This window comes from Agromyces cerinus subsp. cerinus (genome assembly GCF_900142065.1).
Taxonomy (GTDB): domain Bacteria; phylum Actinomycetota; class Actinomycetes; order Actinomycetales; family Microbacteriaceae; genus Agromyces; species Agromyces cerinus.
Genome location: NZ_FSRJ01000001.1, coordinates 682,749 through 708,087, shown reverse-complemented (window position 1 = coordinate 708,087; position 25,339 = coordinate 682,749). Strand labels below are relative to the sequence as shown.

Below are 25,339 nucleotides of genomic sequence, written 5' to 3'. Positions count from 1 at the left end.
ATCTCTTGCGAGCGTTTAGACGAGCGAACGCAGCACGTACTGCAGGATGCCGCCGTTGCGGTAGTAGTCCGCCTCACCCGGCGTGTCGATGCGGACGACCGCATCGAACTCGACGGTCGCCTTGCCCGGAGCGGAGTGCTCGCTCGGCGTGGCGACGACGTGCACGGTCTTCGGCGTGACGCCCTCGTTCAGCTGCTCGAGGCCCGAGACCGAGACGACCTCGGTGCCGTCGAGGCCGAGCGACGCCCAGCTCTCGCCGGCCGGGAACTGCAGCGGGACGACGCCCATGCCGATGAGGTTCGAGCGGTGGATGCGCTCGAAGCTCTCGGTGATGACCGCCTTGACGCCGAGCAGGCTCGTGCCCTTTGCCGCCCAGTCGCGCGACGAGCCGGAACCGTACTCCTTGCCGCCGAAGATGACGAGCGGGGTGCCCTGAGCCTGGTAGTTCTGGCTCGCGTCGTAGATGAACGACTGGGGCGCGTCGGCCTGCGTGAAGTCGCGGGTGTAGCCGCCCTCGACGCCGTCGAGGAGCTGGTTCTTCAGGCGGATGTTCGCGAACGTGCCACGGATCATGATCTCGTGGTTGCCGCGACGCGAGCCGTAGGAGTTGAAGTCCTTGCGGTCGACGCCGTGCTCGGTCAGGTAGCGACCGGCGGGGCTGTCGGCCTTGATCGAACCGGCCGGGCTGATGTGGTCGGTCGTGACCGAGTCGCCGAGCTTGGCGAGCACGCGGGCGCCGACGATGTCGGTGACGGGCGTCGTCTCCATGGTCATGCCGTCGAAGTACGGGGGCTTGCGCACGTACGTCGACTCGGCGTCCCACTCGAAGGTCGCACCGGTCGGCGTCTCGAGCGAGCGCCACCGCTCGTCGCCGTCGAACACGCCGGCGTACTGCGTGACGAACATGTCCTTGTTGATCGACGTGTCGATCGTGTGCTGCACCTCGGCGGCGTCGGGCCAGATGTCCTTCAGGAAGACGTCGTTGCCGTCGGTGTCCTTGCCGAGCGAGTCGACCTCGAAGTCGAAGTTCATCGAACCGGCGAGGGCGTACGCGATCACGAGCGGCGGGCTCGCGAGGTAGTTCATCTTCACGTCGGGGTTGATGCGACCCTCGAAGTTGCGGTTGCCCGAGAGCACTGCGGTGACGGCGAGGTCGGAGTCGTTGACCGCGGTCGAGATCTCGTCGAGCAGCGGGCCCGAGTTGCCGATGCAGGTGGTGCAGCCGTAGCCGACGGTGTAGAAGCCGAGGGCCTCGAGGTCGTCGGTCAGGCCGGCCTTCTCGTAGTAGTCGGTGACGACCTTCGAGCCCGGAGCCAGGGTGGTCTTGACCCACGGCTTGGCCTTCAGGCCCTTCTTCGCCGCGTTGCGGGCGAGCAGGCCCGCGGCCAGCATGACCGACGGGTTCGACGTGTTGGTGCACGAGGTGATCGCTGCGATCGCGACCGCGCCGTGGTCGAGCACGAAGGTCTCGCCCGAGCCGAGCGTGACATCCGTCGGCTTCGAGGCCGTCGCCGGAGCGTGGCTCTTGTGGTGGTGCTCGTGGTGGCTGTACTCGTCTTCGGGCGAGTTTCCGGGCGGGTCGGAGGCCGGGAAGGACTCGGCGCCCTCGAGGTCGACGAGGTCGTGGTCGACCGTCGCGTAGTTCAGGAGGTCCTTCTCGAAGGCGCTCTTCGACTCGGAGAGCTCGATGCGGTCCTGGGGACGCTTCGGACCGGCGATCGAGGGAACGACGGTCGAGAGGTCGAGCTCCATGTACTCGCTGAACGCGGGCTCGGTGTCGGCGTCGTGCCAGAGCTTCTGGACCTTCGAGTACGCCTCGACGAGCGCGATCTGCTCGTCGCTGCGGCCGGTGAGGCGCAGGTAGTCGAGGGTGACGTCGTCGATCGGGAACATGGCGGCGGTCGAGCCGAACTCGGGGCTCATGTTGCCGATGGTGGCGCGGTTGGCGAGCGGCACGGATGCCACGCCCGAGCCGTAGAACTCGACGAACTTGCCGACCACGCCGTGCTTGCGGAGCATGTCGGTGATCGTGAGCACGACGTCGGTCGCGGTGACGCCCGTGGGAATCTCGCCGGAGAGCTTGAAGCCGACGACCTTGGGGATGAGCATCGAGACGGGCTGGCCGAGCATGGCCGCCTCCGCCTCGATGCCGCCGACGCCCCAGCCGAGCACGCCGAGGCCGTTGACCATGGTGGTGTGCGAGTCGGTGCCGACGCAGGTGTCGGGGTAGGCGCGGAGGACTCCCCCGACCTCACGGGTGAAGGTGACCTTCGCGAGGTGCTCGATGTTGACCTGGTGCACGATGCCGGTGCCCGGCGGCACGACCTTGAAGTCGTCGAACGCGGTCTGGCCCCAGCGGAGGAACTGGTAGCGCTCCCCATTGCGCTCGTACTCGATCTCGACGTTGCGCTCGAGGGCGTTCTCGGTGCCGAAGAGGTCGGCGATCACCGAGTGGTCGATGACCATCTCTGCCGGTGCGAGCGGGTTGATCTTGTTGGGGTCGCCGCCGAGGGCGACGACCGCCTCGCGCATGGTGGCGAGGTCGACGATGCAGGGAACACCGGTGAAGTCCTGCATGACCACGCGCGCCGGCGTGAACTGGATCTCGGTGTCGGGCTCGGCGGTGGGAACCCACGAGCCGAGCGCCTCGATCTGCTCCTTGGTGACGTTCTTGCCGTCTTCGGTGCGCAGGAGGTTCTCGAGCAGCACCTTCAGGCTGAACGGAAGCTTCTCGTGGCCCGGCACGGTGTCGAGTCGGAAGATCTCGTAGGACTCTTCACCGACGCGGAGCGTGTCCTTCGCCCCGAAACTGTTCACTGCAGACACGATGTCCTCTCCTTCGCGGATGCCGCCGGACATGCAGGCGGCACTCCATCTTCTCCGTCAGACATGGGGCTGTTCCAGCAAGGGTAACCTAAGCCACTCGCCCGCCGACAGGCCTCGCACGGTGTGCGGATTTATCTTGACGTCGAGATAACTCTATCACTCGCCGGAGCGTGCGGATGACGGGTAGATCGCCCGCACGACGAGCCAGGAGAACACCAGCACGAGCGCGTAGAGCGGCACGCCCATGATCAGACGCATGGCGCCGAGCGCCTCGACGTTGTTCGCGAGATAGAACGGCAGCTGCACCGCGAGACGCGCGACGAACAGGCCGATCCAGACGAGCGTGAGGAACTGGGCTGCCCGGTACTTGCGCTTGTCGCGCTTCCACGCGACCCCGTCGCCCATGAGGAATCCGACGATCAGGCCGATCGCGGGCCAGCCCACGATGAGAGAAACCGTCAGCCCGAGCGCGTACGCGGCGTTCGTGTAGAAGCCGATCACGTAGTTGTCGCGCGCGTCGCCCGACCAGAGCGCCAGCGCCGCGGAGGCGAGCACGCCGACGAGCCCGGCGATGGCCTGGGTCGGCTGGCCCTTGACGACGAGGCGGGCGATCGTGAAGATCACCGCGAGGCCGACGGATGCGACGAGCGCGGGGACGAGCGCAGCCTGCGGGTCCTGACCGGCGAAACTCGTGAGCCCGCTGTAGACGATGAGGAAGACGAGTCCGGGCAGCAGCGCCTCGAGGATGCCGCGCACGCCGCCGACCGCCACGAGAAGGTCGCGACCGCTCAGCTTCTCGTCACGGGCGAGCGCGCCGAGGCCGCTCTTCTCCGCGGCGGCCGCGAACTGCCGACCGAACTCGCCGGCCGTGCCGGTCTCGTCGGTCGTGCCGGGGTCGCCGTCGGCTTCGACCGGACGTGCCGCCGCGTCATCCGCTCGTTCGCCGTCGCCGGCGCTCGACGAATCGTCGGCGTTCGTCATCGCGGTCACACCGTGGGCGCACCCGCGGAGGACGCGGGCATGCGCAGCGGAATGAGGTCGCGCGGCGGCATCGGCGTGCTGCCGCGCACCACGACGATCGAACGGAAGAGGTCTTCGACCTTCGCGGCCGCGGCCGGATCGACGGCGGCCTCGCCGGCGATGACGCCGCGGAGGAACCAACGCGGACCGTCGACGCCGATGAAGCGGGCGAGACGCATCTGACCGGGCTGGCCCTCACCCGCCGCGACGGGGATCTGCGCCAGCAGCTCGGGTCCGAACGAACCCTCGCGCACGGTGGTCGTGCCGCCCTGACGAGCGATCTGGTCGGCGATCTGCGCACGGATCTCGTGCCACAGGCCGCTCGACCGCGGAGCGGCGAACGGCTGCACCTGCAGCGTCGAGTTCGCGTAGTCGAGGCCGATCGCGACGACGCGCTTCGTGCCCTCCTCGACCTCGAGTCGGAGGTGGAGTCCCTCGCGCGGCAGCACCTTCACTCCGCCGAGATCGACATAGGGGCGAACCGGGTTCGCCTCGGCCTCGTCGAAGGGACCCGCTTCGGCGCGGTCTTCGGGGGCCGACTTGGGCTGTTCGGCGGGGATGTCGCCGGTTTCGATGTCGCTCACGCGTTCACTCCTGACTTGTGCTCCCCGAGTCCGGTGGAGCCGAATCCTGCCTCGCCGCGCAGGCTGCCGGGCAGCCGCTCGACCTCGACGAATCGAGCGCGGCTCACCGGCATCACGATGATCTGGGCGATGCGGTCGCCGACCTCGATCGTGTGCGCCTCACGGGCGTCGGTGTTCAACAGTGCGACCTTGATCTCGCCGCGGTAGCCGGCATCGATGGTGCCGGGCGCGTTGACGATCGTGATGCCGTGCTTGAACGCGAGGCCCGAGCGGGGCACGACGAAGCCGACGTAGCCGTCGGGCAGCGCGATCGCGACGCCGGTGCCGACCGTGGCCCGCTCACCGGGGCCGAGCACGACGGCCTCGGAAGCGTGGAGATCGGCGCCCGCGTCGCCCGGATGGGCGTAGTTCGGCACGCGGTCTGCGGTGATCAGCACATCGACGGAATCGGTCACTGTTCGAGGGTAGTGCAGAAGTCTGGTCGAATAGAGCCATGCCCGACTACCGCGAGAAACTCTGGCCGACGCCCTGGATCTACATCGTCAGCCTGCTGCTGATCCCGTCCAGCATCCTGGTGCTGGCGCCCGTCTCGATGCCCGCCGGCATCGCGACCGGTGTGATCCTCTACGGTGCGACGGTCGCAGCGCTCAGCGTCACCGCTCCCGTCGTCGAGGTGGCGGACGGCCGCCTCCGCGCGGGTCGCGCGTCGATCGCCCTCGCGGACACCGGCATCGCGACCGGTGCGACGGATGCCGCGGCTCGCGTCGAACGCGGCACGGGCCTCGACGCACGGGCGTTCCTCGTGATCCGCGGCTGGGTGCAGCCCGTCGTGCGGGTGCCGATCACCGACCCGTCGGACCCGACGCCGTACTGGCTGGTCTCGACGCGTCATCCGAAAGAACTGGCCGCCGCGATCAATGGATCGCGACGGCCTGAACGTACTGAGCCGGGCGTCTAGGACGCGCACTCCAAGCAGATCGGTCCGAGCTTCGTCTCGTGGTCCATCTGCGAACGGTGCTTCACGAGGAAGCAGTTCACGCAGGTGAACTCGTCGGCTTGGGGCGGAAGCACCACGACGTCGAGTTCGACGTCGGAGAGATCGGCACCAGCGAGGTCGAACCCGCCGGGGTTATCGGCGTCATCGACATCCACTACGCCCGACATCTTGTCGGGGACGCGCTCCTTGAGGGCCTCGATCGACTCGGAGTCGTCTTCGGTCTTCCTCGGTGCGTCGTAATCCGTTGCCATTCCCATCCATTTCTTCATCGCCGATGATTCGGCGGCCATAGTCTGCATCAAATCGGTGGCGTTAGCAAACCACTTTTGCAGCGTTTCCACAGCTGCTACGTGCTCAACTTCCGGCGCGCCCGCCCTATTCCCACGAGCACCCATGCGGACGTGGCATCCTTGGGCGGAGACGAAAGCACGGAAGGGCTTGTCGCGATGCAAGAACTCAAGGTAATCGGAGTCGAGAACGGCGCGCTGCTCGCCGCTTCCGACGATGGAGCGCGCTTCCGAATCGAGATCGACGAGGTGCTGCAATCCCGCATCCGTCAGGCGCAACCCGAGCAGCACGTCGGACCGAAACCCTCGCCGCGCGAGGTGCAGGCCCACATCCGCGCCGGAATGTCGGCCGAAGAGGTCGCCCAGGTCACGGGCGCCTCCATCGACTACATCCGCCGATTCGAGGGACCGGTGCTCGCTGAACGCGAACACATGGTCACGTCGGCCCTCGCCGTGCCCGTGCACGTCACCACCGAGACCGATCCGGCCGACGAGCCGCCGTCGTTCGGCGGCGTCATCCGCGAGCGCCTCGCGCAGCTCGGCGCCCATGGCGAACGCTGGGCGAGCTGGAAGGACGAAGAACGCGGCTGGATCATCAAGCTCGAGTTCACGGCTGAGACCATCGACCACGACGCCCGCTGGAGCTTCGAGCCCCGGAAGCAGGCGCTGCAGCCACTGAACTCCGAGGCGATCACGCTCTCGCAGCAGGGCGAGATGAAGGGCGGGCTCATCCCCCGCCTCCGGGCCGTCGGCCCCGAGTCCGAGGAGTCCCGCTTCGACAGCGGCGCCTTCACCTTCGAAGAGCCCGAGCACGGCGACTTCGACACGGCACCCCACCTCGAGCCGCTCCCCTACGCACGCACACCGCAGGCTTCGAGCCCCGCGGTCGCACGCGCAGCGATCAAGCGAGCGGATGAGCCGAAGCAGACGCTCGGCGAGACCGCCGACCTGCTCGAGGCGCTGCGCCGCCGACGCGGCGAACGAGAGGCCGCGAGCGGCGAACCCGAACGTCCGCAGTCGGCGCCGGCCGCGGCGCCCGTGCAGGAGACCCCGGAGCCCGAACAGCCCGAGGAGAAGCCCGGCACCGCCGCGCGCAGCATCTGGGGCGGCAAGGGCGTCTCGAGCAACTCCGGCGCCCGGGGCGGCGCCAAGAAGGGCCGCGCGTCGATGCCGAGCTGGGACGAGATCGTCTTCGGCGCCCGCACCGACGACGACCTGGCCTGAGCCGAGCCTCACTCGTCGAACGCCGCCGTGCCTCGTGCACGGCGGCGTTTCGCATGCCCGCACCCGGTGCTACCATCGAACATATCTTCGAATCGGTGAGGTGCCCATGTCGCTCGTGCAGGAGTACGTCGAGCTGTGGACCAGCGACGACGGCCGCCCCGAGCGGCTCGTGTGGCGGGCGCGTCGGTTCCGGGTGAGCGATACGCCGACGACGCTCGTGGGCCCGTGCGACTGGTGGGCGCCGGTGGCCGGCTACGACGTGTCACCCGGGCGACCCCCGCTGCAGATCACCGGATGGCGTTTCCAGGCGAGCGCCGACGATGGCGAGACGCACGTCTTCGATGTCAGGCGGCACGACGGCCGCTGGGAGCTCGTGCGCCTCTTCGACTGATCAGGCGGACTCCGAGTCGCGGTCGCGGTCGCCATCGTCTGAGCGGGCCGCTGCGGCCTGTGCGGAGGGTGTTGTCGCGACTGGGGTCGACGCGCCTCGGCCCAACCAGAGCATGAGCACACCGCCGACGACGAGACCCCAGAAGGCGGAGCCGATGCCGACGACGGCGACGCCCGACGCGGTGACGAGGAAGGTGCCGATCGCGGTGATGCGCTGACCCGGGTCTTCGAGCGCGCCGGTCAGCGCGGTGACCATGGCCCCGAGCAGCGCGAGCCCGGCGACGGCGGTGATGATGATCGGCGGCGACGCCTGCACCACAGCGGCCGCGAGGCCCGCGCCTGCTCCCAGCACGAGGTAGACGATGCCCGAGGTGAAGGTCGCCACCCAGCGCCGACGAGGATCGGGGTTCGACTCGGGGCTCGCCATGATCGCCGCCGTGATCGCGGCGAGGTTCAACGCGTGGCCGCCGGCGAACGCCGCGCCCACCGAGGCGACGCCCGAGGCGACGAGCACGGGCCTCGGTGCCAGGCGGTAGCCGAACGTCGACATCACGGCGAACCCGGGCACGTTCTGCCCGGCCATCGTCACGATGAAGAGCGGCAGGCCGAGGCTCACGATCACGAACGGGTCGAAGACCGGCGCGACGAACTGCAGCTGCGGTCGCACGGCCTCGCTCGCGAGCACAGCTGGGCCCGAGAGCACGGCGATGCCGACGACCGCGACGAGCATCGCCGCGGGCACCGCCCAGCGCGGCGCGAGGCGCGCGAGGAGCAGCCACACGAGCACCATGGGCACGGCGATCGCCGGCTGCTCGACGGCCGCGAACACCGGGGCCACGCAGATGGGGAAGAGGATGCCGGCGAGCATCGCGCTCGCGATCGGCTTCGGGATGCTCGTGATCGCCCGGCCGAGGGCGGGCCAGAGCCCGGCGAGCACGATGAGCACGCCGCAGACGATGAACGCGCCGATCGCGGCGGCGAACTGCTGCGTCGTCGCCGCAGCGGCGACGAGGAGCGCCGCCCCGGGCGTCGACCAGGCGAATGAGACCGGCATTCGGGTGACGAGCGGCAGCACGATGCACAGCAGTCCGGTCGCGATGCAGAGCGCGAACAGCCCCGAGGCGGCCTGCGTCTCGGAGGCGCCGACGGCGACGAGCCCCGCGATCACCAGGGCGAACGAGCTCGCGAATCCGGTGATGGCCGCGATGACGCCCGCGACGACGGTGTGGAAGATGGGCGGCGCTCGCTCTCGGCCGGGTTAAGCCGACTTCTCGGTGCGACGCTGCTTGGCGTGCGGCACGATCGTGGGCGCTGCGTTGTCGAGCACCGCGGCCTTCGTGACGACGACGCGAGCGACGCCGGTGGAGGACGGCACCTCGAACATGATCGGCCCGAGCACCTCCTCCATGATGGCGCGGAGCCCGCGGGCGCCGGTCTGTCGCAGCACCGCGAGGTCGGCGATCGCCTGCAGCGCCTCTTCTTCGAAGTCGAGCTCGACGCCGTCGAGCTCGAACATGCGCTGGTACTGGCGAACGAGCGCGTTGCGCGGCACCGTGAGGATCTCCATGAGCGCCTCGCGGTCGAGCGGTGTCACGGTCGCGACGACGGGAAGACGGCCGATGAACTCGGGGATGAGGCCGAACTTGTGGAGGTCTTCGGGGAGGACCTCGCTGAAGATGTCGGCCTCGTCCTCCTTGTTGTGCAGTGGTGCACCGAAGCCGATGCCGCGCTTGCCGGCTCGCGAGGAGATGATGTCTTCGAGTCCGGCGAAGGCGCCGGCGACGATGAACAGCACGTTCGTCGTGTCGATCTGGATGAACTCCTGATGCGGGTGCTTGCGGCCACCCTGCGGGGGGACCGAGGCGACCGTGCCCTCGAGGATCTTGAGCAGCGCCTGCTGCACGCCCTCGCCCGAGACATCCCTCGTGATCGACGGGTTCTCGGCCTTGCGGGCGATCTTGTCGACCTCGTCGATGTAGATGATGCCCGTCTCGGCCCGCTTCACGTCGAAGTCGGCGGCCTGGATGAGCTTCAGCAGGATGTTCTCGACGTCTTCGCCGACGTATCCGGCCTCGGTCAACGCGGTGGCGTCGGCGACGGCGAACGGCACGTTGAGCTGCTTCGCGAGCGTCTGCGCGAGATAGGTCTTGCCGCAGCCGGTGGGGCCGATGAGCAGGATGTTGGACTTCGAGAGCTCGACGTCGTCACGGGCGTCGGCCGATGTCAGGGCCGTGCGAGCGCGAACGCGCTTGTAGTGGTTGTAGACCGCGACGGCGAGTGCCTTCTTCGCGGCCTCCTGGCCGATGACGTACTCCTCGAGGTAGCCGAAGATCTCCTTCGGCTTGGGCAGTTCGAACTCGCCGGCCTCGGTCTCGCCGGCCTCGGCGAGGCGCTCCTCGATGATCTCGTTGCAGAGCTCCACGCACTCGTCGCAGATGTAGACGCCGGGTCCGGCGATGAGCTGCTGCACCTGCTTCTGGCTCTTTCCGCAGAACGAGCACTTGAGCAGGTCGGCGCTCTCTCCGATGCGTGCCATCGAAACCCTCCCTGTCGACGAATCTGTTCCGAGCCTAGCCCGAGATCGGGCCGATCGAGGGTAGCGCGCGGGATTCGACACGCTCGGTCGTTCGCGGGACGCGAACCGGGACGTTAGTCGAGGAGGTGGCGGAGGTAGCGACGCGGATCGTCGAGATACCCGCGCCAGTGGGAGACGAGTTCGAGCTCTTCCCAGCTCGTCTCGCGGATGCCCCACTCCCCCAGTTCGAGGATGGTGGCGCCCGGCACCGAGGCGAGCACGGGCGAGTGCGTCGCGCAGATGATCTGAGTGCCGCGGGCGACCATGCGATCGAGGCCGGCGATCCAGCCGAGGATCGACGAGAACGAGAGCGCGGCCTCGGGCTCGTCGAGGCAGACGAGCCCGGCCCGGTACTGGGGGTGATTCAGCTTGTTGTCGAGCAGGTCGTTGAAGGACTCGCCGTGACTGAGCGAGTGCAGGTGCCGATCGGGGCTGTCGGGCAGCGACTCGAGGTAGCTGTAGTACCCGTGCATCGTCTCGGAACGGAGGAAGAACCCCCACCGGGGCGCAGACGGACTCCGCTCGATGCGCAGCCACTCCGCGAGCGGCGACTCGCTCGGTCGCGTCGACCTGCCGCCGTTGCTGCTGCCGCCCTCGGGCGGCAGTCCGTAGGCCGTCGCGATGCCCTCGAGCAGCGTCGACTTGCCGCTGCCGTTCTCGCCCACGAGGAACGTCAGGCCCGGCGAGAACTCGATGCCGCCGTCGCCGATCAGCTGGTCGATCGCGGGAATACTCGCGGGCCAGGCGACACGGTCGATCGCGGCATCCGGATACAGCGAAACGCGGCGGATGGCTCGGCTTTCGTGCAGCCAGTCATCCGCCGCGTTCACGGTGCGAGCGTTATCGCGTGATCGCCGGCAGGCTCTTGCGGGAGCTCAGCACCTGGTCGATGAGACCGTACTCGAGCGCCTCGGCCGCCGACAGGATCTTGTCGCGGTCGATGTCGGTGTGCACCTGCTCGGGAGTGCGGTTCGAGTGACGCGACAGCGTCTCCTCGAGCCACGAGCGCATGCGCAGGATCTCGGCGGCCTGGATCTCGATGTCGGACGCCTGGCCGTGACCCGCCTCGCCCATGGCGGGCTGGTGGATGAGCACACGGGCGTTCGGCAGCGCGAGGCGCTTGCCCGGCGTGCCGGCGGCGGCGATCACCGCGGCCGCCGAGGCGGCCTGACCCAGCACGACGGTCTGGATCTGCGGACGGATGTACTGCATCGTGTCGTAGATCGCGGTCATGGCCGTGAAGGAGCCACCGGGCGAGTTGATGTAGAGGATGATGTCGCGGTCGGGGTCCATCGACTCCAGCACGAGCAGCTGCGCCATGATGTCGTCGGCGGATGCGTCGTCGACCTGCACGCCGAGGAAGATGATGCGGTCCTCGAAGAGCTTGGCGTAGGGGTCTTGGCGCTTGTAGCCGTAGGCCGTGCGCTCCTCGAAGCTCGGCAGGATGTAGCGCGAGCCCGGTGCCTGGACGCCGTTGAAGGCGGTGCCACCGAAAGCAGGGATGTTCATTCGCTCGTTCTCTCTTCTCTCGCGTGCCTACGCCTGGGTTCCGCCGCCGCCGGCGACGTCGAGCGCCGACTCGCGGATGTGGTCGACGAAGCCGTACTCGAGGGCCTCCTGCGCGTTGAACCAACGGTCGCGGTCGCCGTCGGCGTTGATCTGCTCGACGGTCTTGCCCGTCTGCGCCGCAGTGATCTCGGCGAGTCGCTTCTTCATGTCGAGGATGAGCTGCGCCTGCGTCTGGATGTCGCTCGCGGTGCCGCCGAAGCCGCCGTGCGGCTGGTGCAGCAGCACGCGGGCGTTGGGGGTGATGTACCGCTTGCCCTTGGTGCCGGCCGTCAGGAGCAGCTGCCCCATGGAGGCGGCCATGCCGATGCCGACGGTGACGATGTCGTTGGGCACGAACTGCATGGTGTCGTAGATCGCCATGCCTGCCGTGATCGAGCCACCGGGCGAGTTCACGTAGAGGTAGATGTCCTTCTTGGCATCTTCGGCGGCGAGCAGCAGCAGCTTCGCCGCGATCTCGTTCGCGTTGTCGTCGCGCACCTCGGAGCCAAGCCAGATGATGCGGTCCTTCAGCAGTCGATCGAAAACACCGGTGCCTGGTGTCGGTTCGGCCATGTGTCGCTCCGTTTCCGTTGTCGCGTTCACTCGAATCTATCCGGTGCAACGCGCGTGAACGGGGCTGTTCGCCCTAGGCGGATGCCGCGAGGTCCGCAGCGTATGCGGCGAGCGACACGCGGTAGCGCTGCAGGTGGGGCGCGAGGGCTGCGAGAGCCTCGGATGCCGCGAGCCGAGCGTCGCCCGCATCGACCCGTGCCAGGGCTCGGAACGCGACCACGGCGTCGTGCAGCTCGCCCGCCTCCGGCTCGATCTCGTCGAGCAGCGCGATGGACTCGAGCGGGCGCCCGAGGTTGCGGATCGTCGACGCGAGCTGCACATGCGCCTGCACGCGTTCGGAGCCGGTGATCCCGGCCGCGATGGCCTGCCGGTAGAGCGGCTCCGCCTCGTCCTCGAGGCCCGCCGAGTCGCGGGCGCCGGCCCGCTCGAAGAGGGCGAGCGGGTCGCCCGCCGGGCGTTCTGCCGCGAGGGCGTCGATGCGGCGGATCACCTCGTGGTCGCCGAGCTCGTCGGCCGTCGCCCACACGGCGTCGATCCGTTGCTGCCAGTCGCTCATGCGGGTCCCTCTCGTGAATGCAGGAGGGGCCGGGCGAATCGCCCGGCCCCTCCTGTCGAATCGTGCTCGATTACTCGGCGTCGGCCTTCTTCGTCGCACGCTTCTTCGGCGCCGGCTTCTCAGCGGCGTCGGCGGCTTCGTCGACAGCGGCGGCCTTCTTCGGCGCGCGCTTCTTCGGCGCGGGCTTCTCGGCGGCCTCGGCCTCTTCGACGATCTCCTCGGCCTCGTCGACGACCTCTGCCTCGGCCTCAGCCTCGGCATCGGCGACGGCGGTGAACTCGGAGAGGTCGACGGGCTTGCCCGCGGCATCCGACACCTTCGCCTTGCCGAGCGCGATCGCGAGCGCCTTGTTGCGCGCGACCTCGCCGACCATGGCGGGGATCTGGCCGTTCTGGCTGAGGATCTGCACGAACTCGTTGGGGTCCATGCCGTACTGGGCTGCGCCCTGCACGAGGTACTGGGTCAGCTCGTCCTGGCTGACCTGGACCTTCTCGGCCTCGGCGATCGTGTCGAGCAGGATCTGCGTCTTGAACGCCTTCTCGCTCGACTCGGCGACCTCTGCGCGGTGCTCGTCGTCTTCGAGGCGGTTCTCGTTCTCGAGGTGACGGTGCACCTCGTCGTCGATGACGGCCTGCGCGACGGGGACCTCGACGAGCTCGAGGAGCTTGTCGACGAGGAGGTCGCGAGCCTGGCTGCCCTGACCGAACGACTTGTTGCGCGCGACCTGCTCCTTGAGGCTGTCGGTCAGCTCGACGAGCGTGTCGAACTCGCTCGCGATCTGCGCGAAGTCGTCGTCGGCCGCGGGGAGCTCGCGCTCCTTGACGGCGGAGACGGTGACGGTGATCTCGGCGGTCTCGCCCTCGTGCTCGCCGCCCAGGAGCTTCGACGCGAAGGTGGTGGTCTCGCCTGCGGAGAGCGTGTCGAGCGCCTCGTCGATGCCCTCGATCAGGTCGCCCGAGCCGAGCTCGTACGAGATGCCGCTGGCGGTGTCGACCTCGTTGTCGTCGATCTTGGCGACGAGGTCGAGGGTGACGAAGTCACCGGTCTTGGCGGGGCGGTCGACCGTGATCAGCGTGCCGAAGCGGCTGCGCAGCCGGTCGAGCTCTTCGGCGACCTCGTCGTCGGCGACCTCGACGGAGTCGACCGTGAGCTCGATGCCCTCGTAGGCGGGCAGCTCGATCTCGGGCCGCACGTCGACCTCGATGGCGAGCAGCAGGTCGCCAGAGAAGTCCTTGTCGCTGGGCCACTCGACGATGTCGGCCTCGGGGCGACCGAGGGGGCGCAGCTCGTGCTCGGCGACGGCGGCGCGGTAGAACCCGTCGAGGCCCTCGTTGACGGCGTGCTCGAGCACGGCGCCCTTACCGACGCGCTGGTCGACGATGGGCGGCGGCACCTTGCCCTTGCGGAAACCGGGCACGTTGATCTGCTCGGCGATGTGCTCGTACGCGTGGGCGATGCTGGGCTTCAGCTCCTCGGGCGTCACCGAGATGGTGAGCTTGGCGCGAGTGGGGCTCAGCTTCTCAACCGAAGTGGTCGGCATGTGGAAGTTCTCCTGTTGTGTGGAAGTTCGTGTCGAGTCCTGGAACTCGTCGGGGCGACAGGATTCGAACCTGCGACCTCCCGCTCCCAAAGCGGGCGCTCTACCAAGCTGAGCTACGCCCCGAGTCGCGACTCAACTCGTCGATTCAGCCGTGCGGGCATGCGAAAGCATGCGTCAGACGGATGGACCCCGGAAAGTCTACTGCACAGCGTGAGGCCCCTGCTGTGCACTCCGCGTTCGGGCGCCCGACACCGAGTTGTGGATGATCCACCGCTGGCGCTCGCGACCGTGGCAGAGTGTGGCCATGCCCGAGCACCCCGCCGATGCCCGCGACCTCCGACGCTGGCCGTCAGATCCCGCACAACTGATCGACACGACGCTCTGCCCCGCCTGCTTCAGCGCGCTGCGCAGCGCGGTGTGCAGCACGTGCGGACTCGACCTCTCGGTGCCCGCGGCGGGCGAGCTGCTCACCGCCGGTCGCGCGCTGCATGATCGAGAAGTCGACCGGCAGTCGCTCATCTCGACGATGCGCGAGGCGCAGACGGCGCGCGTCCGGCAGGCGACGACGGCCGCCGCGAACGTGACGGATGCCGCGGCGCACGCTGTTCCTGCGGCGGCTTCGCCCACCGCGATCCCCGCACCGGCCGCGCCGATCCTCTCGGTTCCGGTGTCCGCGCCGATCCTCTCGGTTCCGGTGTCCGTGCCGGCCTCGGTGCCGGTGCCCGCGCCGGTCGCGCAGCAGGCGCCCGTCGCCGCGGCGACGGCTGCTCCCCCGGTCGCACCTGCCGACCCTCGCTCGGGGCGCTCGGGCGTGCAGGTGCTGCTGCTGACCCTCGGCGTCGTGCTCATCTCCATCACGGCGATCGTGTTCCTCTTCGTCGCCTACCTCGTCGCGACCCTCGAGGTGCGATCGATCATCATCGCCGTCGCGAGCGTGCTCGTGCTCGGCGTCGCGTGGTTGCTCAGGGCCCGCCGCCTTCCGGGCACCGCCGAGGGCGTGGCATCCGTCGCCATCGTGCTGCTGCTGCTCGACGTGTGGATCGTGCGCGCCAACATGCTGTTCGGCAGCGAGACCATCGGCACGTCGGCCTACCTCGGCGGCGCGCTGCTCGTCGTCGCCGCGGTGCTGGTCGGCGTGCGAGCGGCGAGCGGCATCCGCGTCGCGGGAATCGCCGCCGCTGCGTTCGCCCCCGTAGGTGTGTTCCTGCTCGCGAGCGAGGCTGCGCCCGACGACCAGCTCAGCACCCCGTTCTGGCTCGGCTTCCTCGCCGTCTCGCTCCTCGGCACCGTGGCCGTGCTGCTGCCCGCCACGCTCGAGCGCACCATCGTGATGGCGGCGGGCTTCGTCGCCGGAGCGCTCGCCCTCATCCCCGCGTACTGGGCGTTGCCCGAGGTGTCGTGGAGCCAGTTGTGGTGGTACCTCGTGGTGGCGGCTGCATGGCTGCTCGCGCTGGTCGCGGTGCGGCTGCGGCGTGGGGTCGGAGTGATCTGGGCGCGCATCGCGGCACCGGCGTTCGGCCTGAGCCTCGCGCTGGCACCGGCACTTGCGATCTTCAGCGCACTCGGCAGCGAGATCTCCCTCTGGCTCGCGCCCGCGGCCGCGGGCGTCGTCGCCGCCGTCTTCGCGGCCGGCACGCGCCTGACGGGCGCTGCCGCACGGGATTCGCTCGCAGCGCTGGTCGCGGCGATCGCCGTCGCCGCGTGCTCGGTGCTCCCCGGCGTGCTCCTCGGCGTGAGCGTCGTCTGGACCAGGCTCGCCGGAAGTGTGCCTCCCTGGAGACTCGAGTTCGGCGAGGAACTGTCTCCCGCCATCGACGGCCACGACCTCACCGCGGTGCTCGTGCCGCTCGTGGTCGCCATCGGCGCGATCGTCATCTCGGTGCTCGTGCGCCGGGGCCGGGCACTCGCCGCGATCCCGACCGCTGCGGCATTCGCGAGCGGCATCGCCGTCGCCAGCGTCACTCCGGGCCCGGCGATCGCTGCGGTGGTGCTCCTCGTGCTCGCCGGCGGCGCGCTCGCGCTCGCTGCATTCCAGCATCGCCTCGCCGTTCCCGGCCTGCTCGCGACGCTCGCGGTCGGCGGCGTCGGCAGTGCCGGATTCGCCTGGTGGGTGGGCTACTCGAACACCGCACTGTGGCCATGGGTCGCGGCGCTCGTGATCCTGCTCGCCGTCGCCGGCCGCGTGCTCGCGCCCCGGGTCTGGACTGCGGCCGCCTCGCCGGCGGTCGGTGCGGCGCATCTGGCGATCGCATCGACGCTCTTCGTCTTCGCCGTGTTCTCCATCCCGCTCTGGCAGGCTCCCGACGACGTGCAGCTGATCGAGCCGTGGATGTGGCTCGCCGTCGTCTCCTCCGGGCTCCTCGTCGTCGCCGCGATCGTGCGCTTCGGCGGCTCGGGCGATCGCCTGTGCGCGGTGACGCCGCTGTTCGCGGCATCCGTCATCTCGATCTGCGCGCTCGCCTTCGAGACGGATGCCTCGTGGCGCTGGGTGCCCGCGGGCATCTTCGTCGTCGCGGGCGTGCTCTGGCTGCGCCTCGGCGCATCCGAGGTGCTGCGCATCGCGTTCGCGGCGGTGACCCCGCTCGCGCTCGCGTTCGTGTCAGCGATCGTCGTCGACGCGGTGTTCGGCTGGCAGAGCATCGGCGTCGGCATCGCGGGCGCCGCCCTGCTCGGCGCGGCGCTGGCTCATGTGGTGCCCGAGCGCACGGGCCCCGCCCGACTCGTCTGGGCCGTCGCCGCGGGCGTCGTCGGCGCGGTCGCGCTGGTCGCGGGCGTCACCGGTTCGTTCGGCTCCTCGGAGCTCTGGCTCGTACTCCTGCTGTTGACCCCGGTGCCGATCGTGCTCGCCGCACTCGACGGAGACCCGATCGGCGGCGAGTCGCCGGCACGGCATCTCGGCTGGCTGAGCCTCGTGCTCGGTGTCGCGACGGTCTGGGTGCGGCTCTCCAGCGCCGGCGTCGACGATGTCGAGGCGTACACGCTGCCGCTCGCCGCAGCCCTCGCCGCCACCGCCGGGCTCATCACGTGGCGACGCACGGGCGGCAGCGCTCCCGCGCAGGGTCGCACAGCGCTGTTCGCCACCGCTGCGGCCGTCGCGGTGCTCCCGAGCATCGGCTCGGCGGGTGATGCCGAGCTGCGGGCGCTCCTGCTCGTCTCGATCGGCATCGTCGTGGCGATCGCCGCGGTGTTCCTCCCCGAACTCGCACGTGGCGTGCCCGTGCGGCTGCTCGGCGTCCTCACCGGCTGGGTCGCCTTCACCGGTGCCGGGCTCGTGCGCGGGGCCACCGTCGCGTCCGATGGCGCCGACAGCGTGCTCATCCCCGAGTTCTGGCCGCTCATCGCCCTCGCGGCGGGCGTCACGATCGCGGTGATGTGGGCTCGCACCGAGTCCCTGCCCGCCTGGCTGGCAGAGGCGCTGCTCGCGGCATCCGTCGTTCTCGCCGCCGTTCCGACGCTGATGGAGATCGTCGACGGCGAGTCGCCACTGCTGCGCACGGCCGTGCTCTTCTCGGCGCTCGCGCTCGCGCACATCGCCGCGTATGCGACCACCGCGCGCCCGGTCTCGGGGCCGATGTTCGGATGGACGACGCTCGGCGTGCTCGTCGTCGGCGGCGTGATCGCCCTCGCATCGGGCCAGGTCGATCCGTTCGATCTCGTCACCGCTGCGATCGGCATCGCACTCATCGGCGCCGGGTGGCTCCGCATGCGCCGCTCCCCCGAGCTCGGCAGCTGGCCGGCACTCGGGCCGGGGCTCGCCGTGCTGCTCGTGCCGCCGCTCTTCGCCGATTTCACGGATCCGCAGCTCTGGCGCATCGTGACCCTCGGGGTCGTCGCAGTCGTGGTGCTCGTCATCGGCGCTGTGCGCCGCCTGCAGGCGCCTCTGCTGCTCGGCGGCGGGGTGCTGCTCGTGCACGCCCTCGTGCAGCTCTGGCCGTGGATCACGGATCTCTACGAGGCCGTGTGGTGGTGGCTGTGGCTCGGCATCGCCGGCGTGCTGCTCGTCGTGCTCGCCGCGACCTACGAACGCCAACTGCGGCTCGCGCGCGGCACCATCCGCTCGATCGCAGCCCTGCGATAGCGGCGGACGCGGCGCGCGTCACAAGAGCGGGGTCATCGTGTACTACGATGATCCAGTGCCCGCGAGCGGGTACGCGGGGATGTAGCTCAATGGTAGAGCCTCAGTCTTCCAAACTGATCACGCGGGTTCGATTCCCGTCATCCCCTCCACAGATTCGCCGACCAGACCGCGAAGCGGTTCACCGCAACGGTTCGGCAACGAACATCGCGACCACCGGAACCGGCACCGATTCAGCGCGATGATGGGCCCGAGAATGATCTCGGGAGGCCAGATGCACGCCGCAACCTGCCTGCGACATCGCGCACGCCGCGCGCTCGGCGCCGTGGCACTCGCCGCTGCCGTGACTGTCGGCGGTTCGGGATGCCTCTTCCCGAACGCGTGCCCCACCATCGGCTACCTTTCGCAGGTCGACGTCGTGCTGACGGGACCGCAAGCCGCCGTCGCCGACCTCGTCGTGATGTGCTCGGATCTCGGATGTTCGACGTCTGCCGAGGCTGCGGTGACAGCCCCGCCGACGGAGGGGCCGTTCTGGATCGCGACCGATCTCGGCAAGGGCCACTGGCGCATCGACGTCAGCGACTCCACACCTGAAGAGGTGACGATCGAAGTGCTCGATGCCGGCGGCGCGACACTCGCCTCGACTGCCGAGCATCTCGAGTGGCGCCGCACCGCTGACACCGGGCAGTGCCCCGGCCCGGTCGCGACCGACCCGATCACCATCGACGTCGGCTGAAGAAGCGCACGTGACGCCGCGTGTCAACCCCAGATCAGCCCAGCCTTCCCTTGGTTGAAATATGCGGGCACCCGCGTAGCGTTGAACACGACATACGTTCAGGGAAGGTGGACCATATGACCGACACCAAGATCGCTCCCAAGACCCCGAAGGCCGGCGCGAACGCCGACGTGGCATCGGGCGTCGCCCAGTTCCTCACCCCCGTCGTGCAGGAGCTCGTCGCCCTCGCGGTCAACGGCAAGCAGGCGCACTGGCACGTGCGCGGCGTGAACTTCATCGCGGTGCACGAGCTGCTCGACGAGGTCGTGGCGCACGCGCAGGAGTGGGCCGACCTCGCCGCCGAGCGGGTCGTCGCGCTGGGCCTGCCCGTCGATGGCCGCCTCAAGTCCGTCGCCGACAAGAGCGGCGCCGCGAACCCGAAGCTCGGCTTCCAGCCCTACGACGAGGCGATCGCCGACGTCGTCGCGCAGATCGACCTCACGGCCGAGAAGCTCGCCGAGGCGATCGAGGGTCTCGACGAGCTCGACCCGGTGAGCCAGGACGTCGTGATCGAGATCCGCCGCGGCCTCGACAAGGACCGCTGGTTCCTCTTCTCGCACGTCGCCGTGAAGTAACACGCGATGGCGGGCTGACGGGCCCGGGTGCAGAATGCCGGTATGACGGCCGATGCACCCGGGCCCGTTTCGTCTTCGGCGGATGCCGCGGGCGCGAGTTCGGGCGCGGCATCCGACCCGCCCCTGACCGACGCGCAGAAGTCGTTGCGCGCGCAGATGCTCGCCACCGAGCACTGGAGCCTGCTCGCCTCCCGTTCGACCACGCAGAGCGAGGTGCTGACCCGCATCGCGATCTTCCTCACGCTCGTCTCGGCGGGGCTCGTCACGCTCGGCGTGTTGGGCAACGCCACGGGGTTCCGCGGATGGTTCGGCGTCGCCGCGCTCGGCGTGTTGCTCCTGCTCGTTCTGCTGGGCTTCATCACGACGCTGCGGGTCTTCAACACGGCAACCGAGGACCTGATGTACGTCGTCGCCATGAACCGGCTGCGCGGGGCCTACGTCGATCTGGACCCGGGCCTCGAACCGTACCTGCTGATGTCGCCGAACGACGACATGGAGGGCAGCAGACGCACGTACCACTACTTCGGCGATCGCGGCAGCGGCAGCCAGGTGATCGCAAGCAGCATGATGCTCATCGCGCTCGTGGAGGCCTCGGTCGTGGGGCTCTTCGTCGGGGCCTTCGTCGCCGCCCTCAGCGGACCGATCTGGCTGGCACTCACCCTCGGAGCTGCCGCTGGCCTCATCGTGCTCGCCGCATGGACGCGCCGAGGCTATCGTTCCTACATCGCGTCGTTCCGCACGCACGTGCCGCTTCGTCGCAGCCCGCAGGCATGACCGGCGACGAGCCCGGCGCGGCGCGTCAGCGCTGCAACCAGGTGAGCACGGCGAGCACGCGCCGGTGGTCGGTGCCGGAGTCCTCGAGTCCGAGCTTCTGGAAGATCGACGTGACGTTCTTCTCCACGGCGCCGACGCCGATGAAGAGCTGCTTCGCGATGCCGGCGTTGGTGCGCCCCTCGGCCATGAGCGTCATGACCTCGCGCTCGCGGGGCGTCAGGGTCTCGAGCGGGTCGCTGCGGCGGGCGAGCAGCTCGCGCACGACCTGCGGGTCGAGCACGGTGCCGCCCTGGCTGACCCGCTCGACGGCGTCTTCGAGCTCGTCGAGCGAGGCGACGCGGTCTTTCAGCAGATAGCCCATGCCGCCCTCGCCCGAAGACAGCAGTTCATGGGCGTACGTGCCCTCGACGTACTGGCTGAGCAGCAGCACGCCGACCTTCGGCATGCGCCGTCGCAGTTCGATCGCCGCGCGCACCCCCTCGTCGCGGAACGTCGGCGGCATGCGCACGTCGAGGATCGCGAGGTCGGGCCGGGTCTCGTCGAGCGCCGCGAGCAGCGAATCGGCCTCGCCGTAGGCGGCCACCGTCTCGAAGCCGGCCTCGTCAAAGAGCCGCACGAGCCCCTCGCGGAGCAGCACCGAGTCCTCGGCGAGCACGATGCGGAGCGGGGCGCGATCGGTCATGCCCCCACACTATCGGCGGGCGAGCGGATGCCTCGTGGCCGCACGGGCCACGAGGCATCCGCTGCGCAGGGTCAGGCCTGGAGCGCCGTCTCCGCCGCCGCGAGCGGCGCGAACGGGATGTGCGCGCCGATCGTGGTGGGCCCGCCGACGGGGCTGTCGACGACGAGCACGCCGCGGAGGCCCTGCACGCGCTCATCGAGCCCGGCGAGGCCGTGCCCTGCGGTCGGCGATGCGCCGCCGCGGCCGTTGTCGGTCACCCACAGATCGAGCCAGTGCCCCGTCGCACCCGTGTCGCGCGTCGAGACGGTGAGGCGGATGCCGCTCGCCTCGGCGTGCTTCACGGCGTTCGTGAGCAGTTCGGCGGCGATGAAGTAGGCGTTGCGCTCGATCGACGCGGGCAGCGTGGCATCCGTCGGCAGGTCGATCTCGACCGTGACCGGGATCGGGCTGCGGGCCGCGACCGACTGCAGGGCGACGGCGAGACCGCGGTCCTGCAGGATCGGCGGGGCGAACCCGCGCGAGAGCGCACGCAGTTCGTCGAGGGTCTCGCGGGCCTGCTCGCGGGCCTCGACGAGCAGCTCGCGCGCCGACTCGGGGTCGCGCTCGAGCTTGCGCTCGATCGCGGCGAGGTCCATCTGCAGCCGCACGAGCCGCTGCTGCGGGCCGTCGTGGATGTCGCGCTCGAGGCGGCGAAGCGACGCGTCTTCGGCCTGCACCGCTGCACCGCGGGAGGCGGCGAGCTGCGCGACCTCGCGCTCGAGGGCTTCGGAGCGCCACGAGCCCAGCACGCCGCGCGCGATGACGTCGTGCAGCAGCGTGAGGCCGCGGAACACGAACGGCAGGGTGGCGAGGAAGATCAGGCCGAGGATGAACTCGAAGACCGTCTCACCGACGACGGGATCGATCTGCCAGGTGTTGCCCGGGAACATCCAGTCGACGACGACGTCGTAGAGCCAGAAGTCCTGGTCGCCGCGACCGTCGGGGATGTAGCGCTGCCAGATCCACCCCGTCGTGCCGCCGAGGGCGACCGACGTCCACGCGATCGTGATGCTCCACGAGACGATGCTGATGACCGGGTTGATCACCATGCCGTGCAGCATGTAGAGCCAGTAGTGGCCGTCGACGAACGGTGCGAAGATCGTGCGCCAGAAGCCCTGCTCGCGGTTGTCGCGGTCCCAGACCGGGCGGGTGATCTCGGTGCGACCCGCCCAACGCAGGCGCACGAGCTCGAGGGTGCCGAACCCGCGGGCGATGAAGAGCGATGCGACGACGATGAAGACGCCGAAGACCAGTGCGATCAGCCCGAGTCCGGTGAAGAAGGTCGTCGCGAGCACGACGAGCCCGGTGATCGCGATCGGCATGGTGAGGATGAGGAAGGCGAACTCGCGCGGCACCTTCGCCCACAGCGACCAGTAGCTGCGGCGCTTCGGCGCGGCATCGGTGGTCGCGACGGAGGCGGACGCCGGGGGCGTCGCCGTGGTCTCAGTGGTGTCAGTGCTCATGATGGGTTCCTTCAGTAATCGTGGCACGCTGACCGGGCTCGACGACGGCGAACTGGCCCATCATCCCCTGGTCTTCGTGCCACAGCAGGTGGCAGTGGTACATGTACGGCGTGTCGGGGTCGGAGTAGTCCTCGAACCGCATCAGCAGTTCGTACTTCTTCTCGGGCTCGGTGAAGATCGTGTCCTTCCAGCCCGCGAGCTCGGCTGGCGGCGCAGCACCGTCGATCGACGCGATGCGGAACTGCACGTCGTGCACGTGGAAGCTGTGCGGCAGCGATGTCGCGTTGTCGACGATCCACCGCTCGAGGGTGTCGACGGTCACGGTCTCGTCGATACGGCCCATGTCCATCGCCTCGCCGTTGATCTCGAAGCTGTCATTGAGGGTGAAGTTGCGGGTCATCGCGACCTCGGACTCGTCGAAGTCGTCGATCGTGTTGAGCGCGGCGGGCACCGGCGGTGCCGGGTCGAGCGTCTCGGCTGCGCGCACCTCGAGCACGTCGAAGGCGTCGCTGCCGCCGTTGGTGTCGGCGACCGGCCCCACGAGACCCGCGATCTCGGGGGTCATCTTCGACTGCAGCACGACGCGCTCGCCGGGTGTGACGCGCACCAGCACCTCGGCGCGTTCGCCCGGCGACAGACGCACATGATCGAGCGAGACGGATGCCTCGAGCAGCCCGCCGTCGGTCGCGATGAGCTCCACGGGGCGCGCGTCGCCCCACGTGAAGGCGTAGGTTCGCGCGGTCGAGGCGTTCAGCAGTCGCAGGCGCACGAGTTCATCGGAGACCTCGAGGTACGGGCCGCGGGTGCCGTTGACGATGAGTTCGTCGCCGAGCCCGCCGGCGTACCCGCGCTGCTTCGACTCCTGCTCCCCTTCAGCGGAGAAGCCGGAGTCCTGCACGATGACCGGAACGTCGTCGACGCCGTACTCCGACGGCAGCCCGAGGGAGCGCTCGTGCTCGTCGTGCAGGATGAACATGCCCGCGAGCCCCCTCGCGACGTGATCCTCGGTCTCGCCGTGCGGGTGCGGGTGGTACCAGAGCGTCGCGGCCTGCTGGTCGATGTCCCACTCGGGCGACCACGAGGCATCCGGTGCCACCATCTGGTGCGGGCCGCCGTCCATCTCGGCCGGCAGGTGCATGCCGTGCCAGTGCACGGTCGTCGGCTCGTCGAGCGAATTCGCGACGTCGACGCGCACGTGCTCGCCGCGCTCGGCCACGAGGGTCGGGCCGAGGTAGTTGCCGTTGAAGCCCCAGGTGGCGCTCGGCTCGCCCGGAGTGAACTCGGTCGTGCCCGCCTGGGCGTCGAGCGAGAACACGCGGGTGCCGTCGGCGTCGACGGTGGACTCGGCGAGCGGCGGGATCGCCAGCGGGGTGTCGAAGTCGACCTTGCCGACCGTCGAGATCGGGCCGGGCCCGACGACGCCGCATCCGGCGAAGGCGATCGCCACGAGTCCGCCGGCGGCGATTGCGGCGAGCGCGGTGCCGAGCACGGCGCGGGGGCGACGGAGCGGAGGAGGTCGGAGGCGTGTCACTGGCATGGTTCCAGCCTCGCGAGCGGCGCGTCGCGGTCACAGCCGGAGGACAGCCGAATCGAGGCGGGGGTTTTCCCCCGGAGTCACCGTGGTCGCTTCAGGGTCGGTTCCGTCGGCGGCCGGCACGCTCCGCGAACTGGTCGAGCGCGACGAGCACCTCGTCGGAGCGCCAGACCTGGCCCATCTTGTACTCGGACTTCTGCTCGAGGATGCCGAACTCTGCGAGCCTCCGCAGATGCGGGTAGACGTTCGTCGTCCCGATGCCGAGATCCGCGGAGGCCGTGGCTGCGGTGAATACGGGCTGCCGGGCCGCGTAGTCGAGCACCTTCTCGAGTTGGGAGCCGCGGCGCGGCTTCACGGTCTCGCGCCACCCGGCTGTCGTCTCGCGCAGCTGGGCGATGAGGGTGCGGGCGTTGTGGATCGCATCGTCACCGGCGATGGCCATCTGCTCGATGATCGGCCCGATGTCGCCCGCGCGGTAGGCGATGAGCGCGTCGTGGTACGCGTTCACGTCGGTGAGGAGCCCGGCGGAGACCGGGACGGTCACGGAGCGGGTGATGTCCTTGCCACGGAGCATCGACTGCACGAGCGCGCGCCCGGTGCGGCCGTTGCCGTCGGTGAAGGGGTGGATGGTCTCGAACTGGGCGTGCGCGACGGCGACTTGTGCGAGAACCGGGAGGTCGTCCCGCCTGGCGAAGGCCATCACATCATCCATGAGTCCGGACACCCGTTCGTGCCTTGGGGCGACGAACGTCGCACCGACGGGGCTGCGTGCGCTCGTGCCGATCCACACGGGCTCGGTGCGCCACTCCCCTGGCGTATGGTTCGTGCCGTCCATGAGGACTCGGTGCATCGTGCGCACGGATTCCGACGTGAGCTCGTCGGCGAGGGCGAGGGCGGACTGCATCGCCCGGGTGTTCCCCACGATCTCGGTAGCGTTCCGCTTGCCCGTGTCCCCGATCTCGGCGGTCAGGATCGCCCGGGCGCTGGCGGAGAGGTGTTCGATCTGCGATGACGCGGCAGCCTCGGACCGCAGCAGCAGCGGCGCGAACCCGGTCATCTCGTCGTTCAGCGACGCGTCGAAGCGAATGAGCTCATTCTCGGCCGCGCGCGCGAGCGCGGCGGTTCCAGGGCTCAGCCGCAGCGCACGCTCGGAGATGAGCGGCGGTACCGCGGCCTCGTAGGTCTGCGGCCGCGGGCTGTATCGCTCGAGCAGTGACGACTCGGCGTATCGGCTCTGCCAGTCGAGGGTCTCGGCGCCGATGGCCGGCCAGGGGTCGGTTGCGCTCATCAGCTCTCCTCGTA

General features: G+C 69.5%; 23 protein-coding genes and 2 tRNA genes. 8 read left to right on the top strand and 17 right to left on the bottom strand.

Going from position 1 to position 25,339, the window contains the following annotated elements; genetic code table 11:
- Positions 1–15 precede the first annotated feature (15 nt).
- From acnA to dut, 4 genes are all read right to left on the bottom strand, one after another.
- Positions 16–2,826 carry an aconitate hydratase AcnA gene (acnA, locus tag BUR99_RS03165; protein WP_074259449.1) on the bottom strand — a complete coding sequence of 937 codons (2,811 nt, stop codon included), beginning with the start codon at positions 2,824–2,826 and terminating at the stop codon, positions 16–18.
- Positions 2,827–2,982: 156 nt separating this feature from the next.
- Positions 2,983–3,807, bottom strand: a complete 825-nt coding sequence (locus tag BUR99_RS03160; protein ID WP_074259448.1) for a DUF3159 domain-containing protein — start codon at positions 3,805–3,807, stop codon at positions 2,983–2,985.
- Between the two features lie 5 nt (positions 3,808–3,812).
- Positions 3,813–4,430, bottom strand: coding sequence for a DUF3710 domain-containing protein (locus tag BUR99_RS03155; RefSeq protein WP_074258881.1), 618 nt, complete (start codon positions 4,428–4,430; stop codon positions 3,813–3,815).
- Positions 4,427–4,885 carry a dUTP diphosphatase gene (gene dut, locus BUR99_RS03150; RefSeq protein ID WP_074258880.1) on the bottom strand — a complete coding sequence of 153 codons (459 nt, stop codon included), beginning with the start codon at positions 4,883–4,885 and terminating at the stop codon, positions 4,427–4,429. Before dut ends, BUR99_RS03155 begins: the two co-directional genes overlap by 4 nt.
- A gap of 38 nt (positions 4,886–4,923) precedes the next feature.
- On the opposite strand from dut, the gene BUR99_RS03145 reads away from it, so the two are divergent.
- Positions 4,924–5,388, top strand: coding sequence for a DUF3093 domain-containing protein (locus tag BUR99_RS03145; protein WP_074258879.1), 465 nt, complete (start codon positions 4,924–4,926; stop codon positions 5,386–5,388).
- Here BUR99_RS03145 and BUR99_RS03140 read toward each other — a convergent pair.
- Positions 5,385–5,678: a DUF4193 domain-containing protein gene (locus BUR99_RS03140; RefSeq protein ID WP_056009399.1), complete on the bottom strand. Its 294-nt coding sequence runs from the start codon at positions 5,676–5,678 to the stop codon at positions 5,385–5,387. The genes BUR99_RS03145 and BUR99_RS03140 overlap by 4 nt on opposite strands.
- 195 nt (positions 5,679–5,873) lie before the next feature.
- Between BUR99_RS03140 and sepH the strand changes: the two genes are divergently transcribed.
- Together sepH and BUR99_RS03130 are read left to right on the top strand one after the other, a co-directional pair.
- On the top strand, positions 5,874–6,938 hold the full coding sequence (gene sepH / locus BUR99_RS03135; protein WP_074258878.1) for a septation protein SepH: 1,065 nt from the start codon (positions 5,874–5,876) through the stop codon (positions 6,936–6,938).
- Between the two features lie 106 nt (positions 6,939–7,044).
- Positions 7,045–7,329, top strand: coding sequence for a hypothetical protein (locus BUR99_RS03130; RefSeq protein WP_074258877.1), 285 nt, complete (start codon positions 7,045–7,047; stop codon positions 7,327–7,329).
- Here BUR99_RS03130 and BUR99_RS03125 read toward each other — a convergent pair whose 3' ends face one another.
- The 8 genes from BUR99_RS03125 to BUR99_RS03090 form a co-directional block, all read right to left on the bottom strand.
- Positions 7,330–8,562, bottom strand: coding sequence for a benzoate/H(+) symporter BenE family transporter (locus BUR99_RS03125; RefSeq protein ID WP_074258876.1), 1,233 nt, complete (start codon positions 8,560–8,562; stop codon positions 7,330–7,332).
- A 24-nt stretch (positions 8,563–8,586) separates the two neighbouring features.
- Positions 8,587–9,864 carry an ATP-dependent Clp protease ATP-binding subunit ClpX gene (gene clpX, locus BUR99_RS03120; protein WP_074258875.1) on the bottom strand — a complete coding sequence of 426 codons (1,278 nt, stop codon included), beginning with the start codon at positions 9,862–9,864 and terminating at the stop codon, positions 8,587–8,589.
- 113 nt (positions 9,865–9,977) lie between these two features.
- Positions 9,978–10,733 carry an AAA family ATPase gene (locus tag BUR99_RS03115; protein WP_074258874.1) on the bottom strand — a complete coding sequence of 252 codons (756 nt, stop codon included), beginning with the start codon at positions 10,731–10,733 and terminating at the stop codon, positions 9,978–9,980.
- A gap of 10 nt (positions 10,734–10,743) precedes the next feature.
- A complete protein-coding gene (locus BUR99_RS03110) occupies positions 10,744–11,412 on the bottom strand; it encodes an ATP-dependent Clp protease proteolytic subunit (RefSeq protein WP_074258873.1) in 669 nt (222 codons plus the stop codon).
- Positions 11,413–11,439: 27 nt separating this feature from the next.
- The gene (locus BUR99_RS03105) at positions 11,440–12,024 is read right to left on the bottom strand and encodes an ATP-dependent Clp protease proteolytic subunit (protein WP_056650900.1); all 585 of its coding nucleotides are present in this window, start codon (positions 12,022–12,024) and stop codon (positions 11,440–11,442) included.
- 73 nt (positions 12,025–12,097) lie between these two features.
- A complete protein-coding gene (locus BUR99_RS03100; protein ID WP_074258872.1) occupies positions 12,098–12,580 on the bottom strand; it encodes a tetratricopeptide repeat protein in 483 nt (160 codons plus the stop codon).
- Between the two features lie 70 nt (positions 12,581–12,650).
- On the bottom strand, positions 12,651–14,120 hold the full coding sequence (gene tig / locus BUR99_RS03095; protein WP_074258871.1) for a trigger factor: 1,470 nt from the start codon (positions 14,118–14,120) through the stop codon (positions 12,651–12,653).
- 49 nt (positions 14,121–14,169) lie between these two features.
- Positions 14,170–14,243, bottom strand: a tRNA-Pro gene (locus BUR99_RS03090).
- A gap of 181 nt (positions 14,244–14,424) precedes the next feature.
- Here BUR99_RS03090 and BUR99_RS03085 point away from each other — a divergent pair.
- The 5 genes from BUR99_RS03085 (at position 14,425) to BUR99_RS03065 (ending at position 20,319) form a co-directional block, all read left to right on the top strand.
- Entirely contained in the window at positions 14,425–18,198 is a 3,774-nt protein-coding gene (locus BUR99_RS03085; protein WP_143231417.1) for an SCO7613 C-terminal domain-containing membrane protein, read from the top strand.
- Positions 18,199–18,273: 75 nt separating this feature from the next.
- Positions 18,274–18,347: transfer RNA gene (locus BUR99_RS03080), tRNA-Gly, on the top strand.
- A 122-nt stretch (positions 18,348–18,469) separates the two neighbouring features.
- Positions 18,470–18,931 carry a hypothetical protein gene (locus BUR99_RS03075; RefSeq protein WP_143231415.1) on the top strand — a complete coding sequence of 154 codons (462 nt, stop codon included), beginning with the start codon at positions 18,470–18,472 and terminating at the stop codon, positions 18,929–18,931.
- Positions 18,932–19,047: 116 nt separating this feature from the next.
- Positions 19,048–19,545, top strand: a complete 498-nt coding sequence (locus tag BUR99_RS03070) for a Dps family protein (RefSeq protein WP_074258868.1) — start codon at positions 19,048–19,050, stop codon at positions 19,543–19,545.
- 42 nt (positions 19,546–19,587) lie between these two features.
- Complete coding sequence (locus BUR99_RS03065) at positions 19,588–20,319, top strand: hypothetical protein (protein ID WP_234980713.1); 732 nt, start codon at positions 19,588–19,590, stop codon at positions 20,317–20,319.
- 25 nt (positions 20,320–20,344) lie between these two features.
- Here BUR99_RS03065 and BUR99_RS03060 read toward each other — a convergent pair whose 3' ends face one another.
- The 4 genes from BUR99_RS03060 to BUR99_RS03045 all read right to left on the bottom strand — a co-directional run bounded on the left by BUR99_RS03060 (position 20,345) and on the right by BUR99_RS03045 (position 25,325).
- The gene (locus BUR99_RS03060) at positions 20,345–21,001 is read right to left on the bottom strand and encodes a response regulator transcription factor (RefSeq protein WP_074258867.1); all 657 of its coding nucleotides are present in this window, start codon (positions 20,999–21,001) and stop codon (positions 20,345–20,347) included.
- Positions 21,002–21,072: 71 nt separating this feature from the next.
- The gene (locus tag BUR99_RS03055; protein WP_084183552.1) at positions 21,073–22,503 is read right to left on the bottom strand and encodes a sensor histidine kinase; all 1,431 of its coding nucleotides are present in this window, start codon (positions 22,501–22,503) and stop codon (positions 21,073–21,075) included.
- A complete protein-coding gene (locus BUR99_RS03050) occupies positions 22,493–24,040 on the bottom strand; it encodes a multicopper oxidase family protein (protein WP_143231413.1) in 1,548 nt (515 codons plus the stop codon). Before BUR99_RS03050 ends, BUR99_RS03055 begins: the two co-directional genes overlap by 11 nt.
- A gap of 91 nt (positions 24,041–24,131) precedes the next feature.
- Positions 24,132–25,325 carry a Fic family protein gene (locus BUR99_RS03045; RefSeq protein ID WP_074258865.1) on the bottom strand — a complete coding sequence of 398 codons (1,194 nt, stop codon included), beginning with the start codon at positions 25,323–25,325 and terminating at the stop codon, positions 24,132–24,134.
- Between the last annotated feature and the right edge of the window lie 14 nt (positions 25,326–25,339).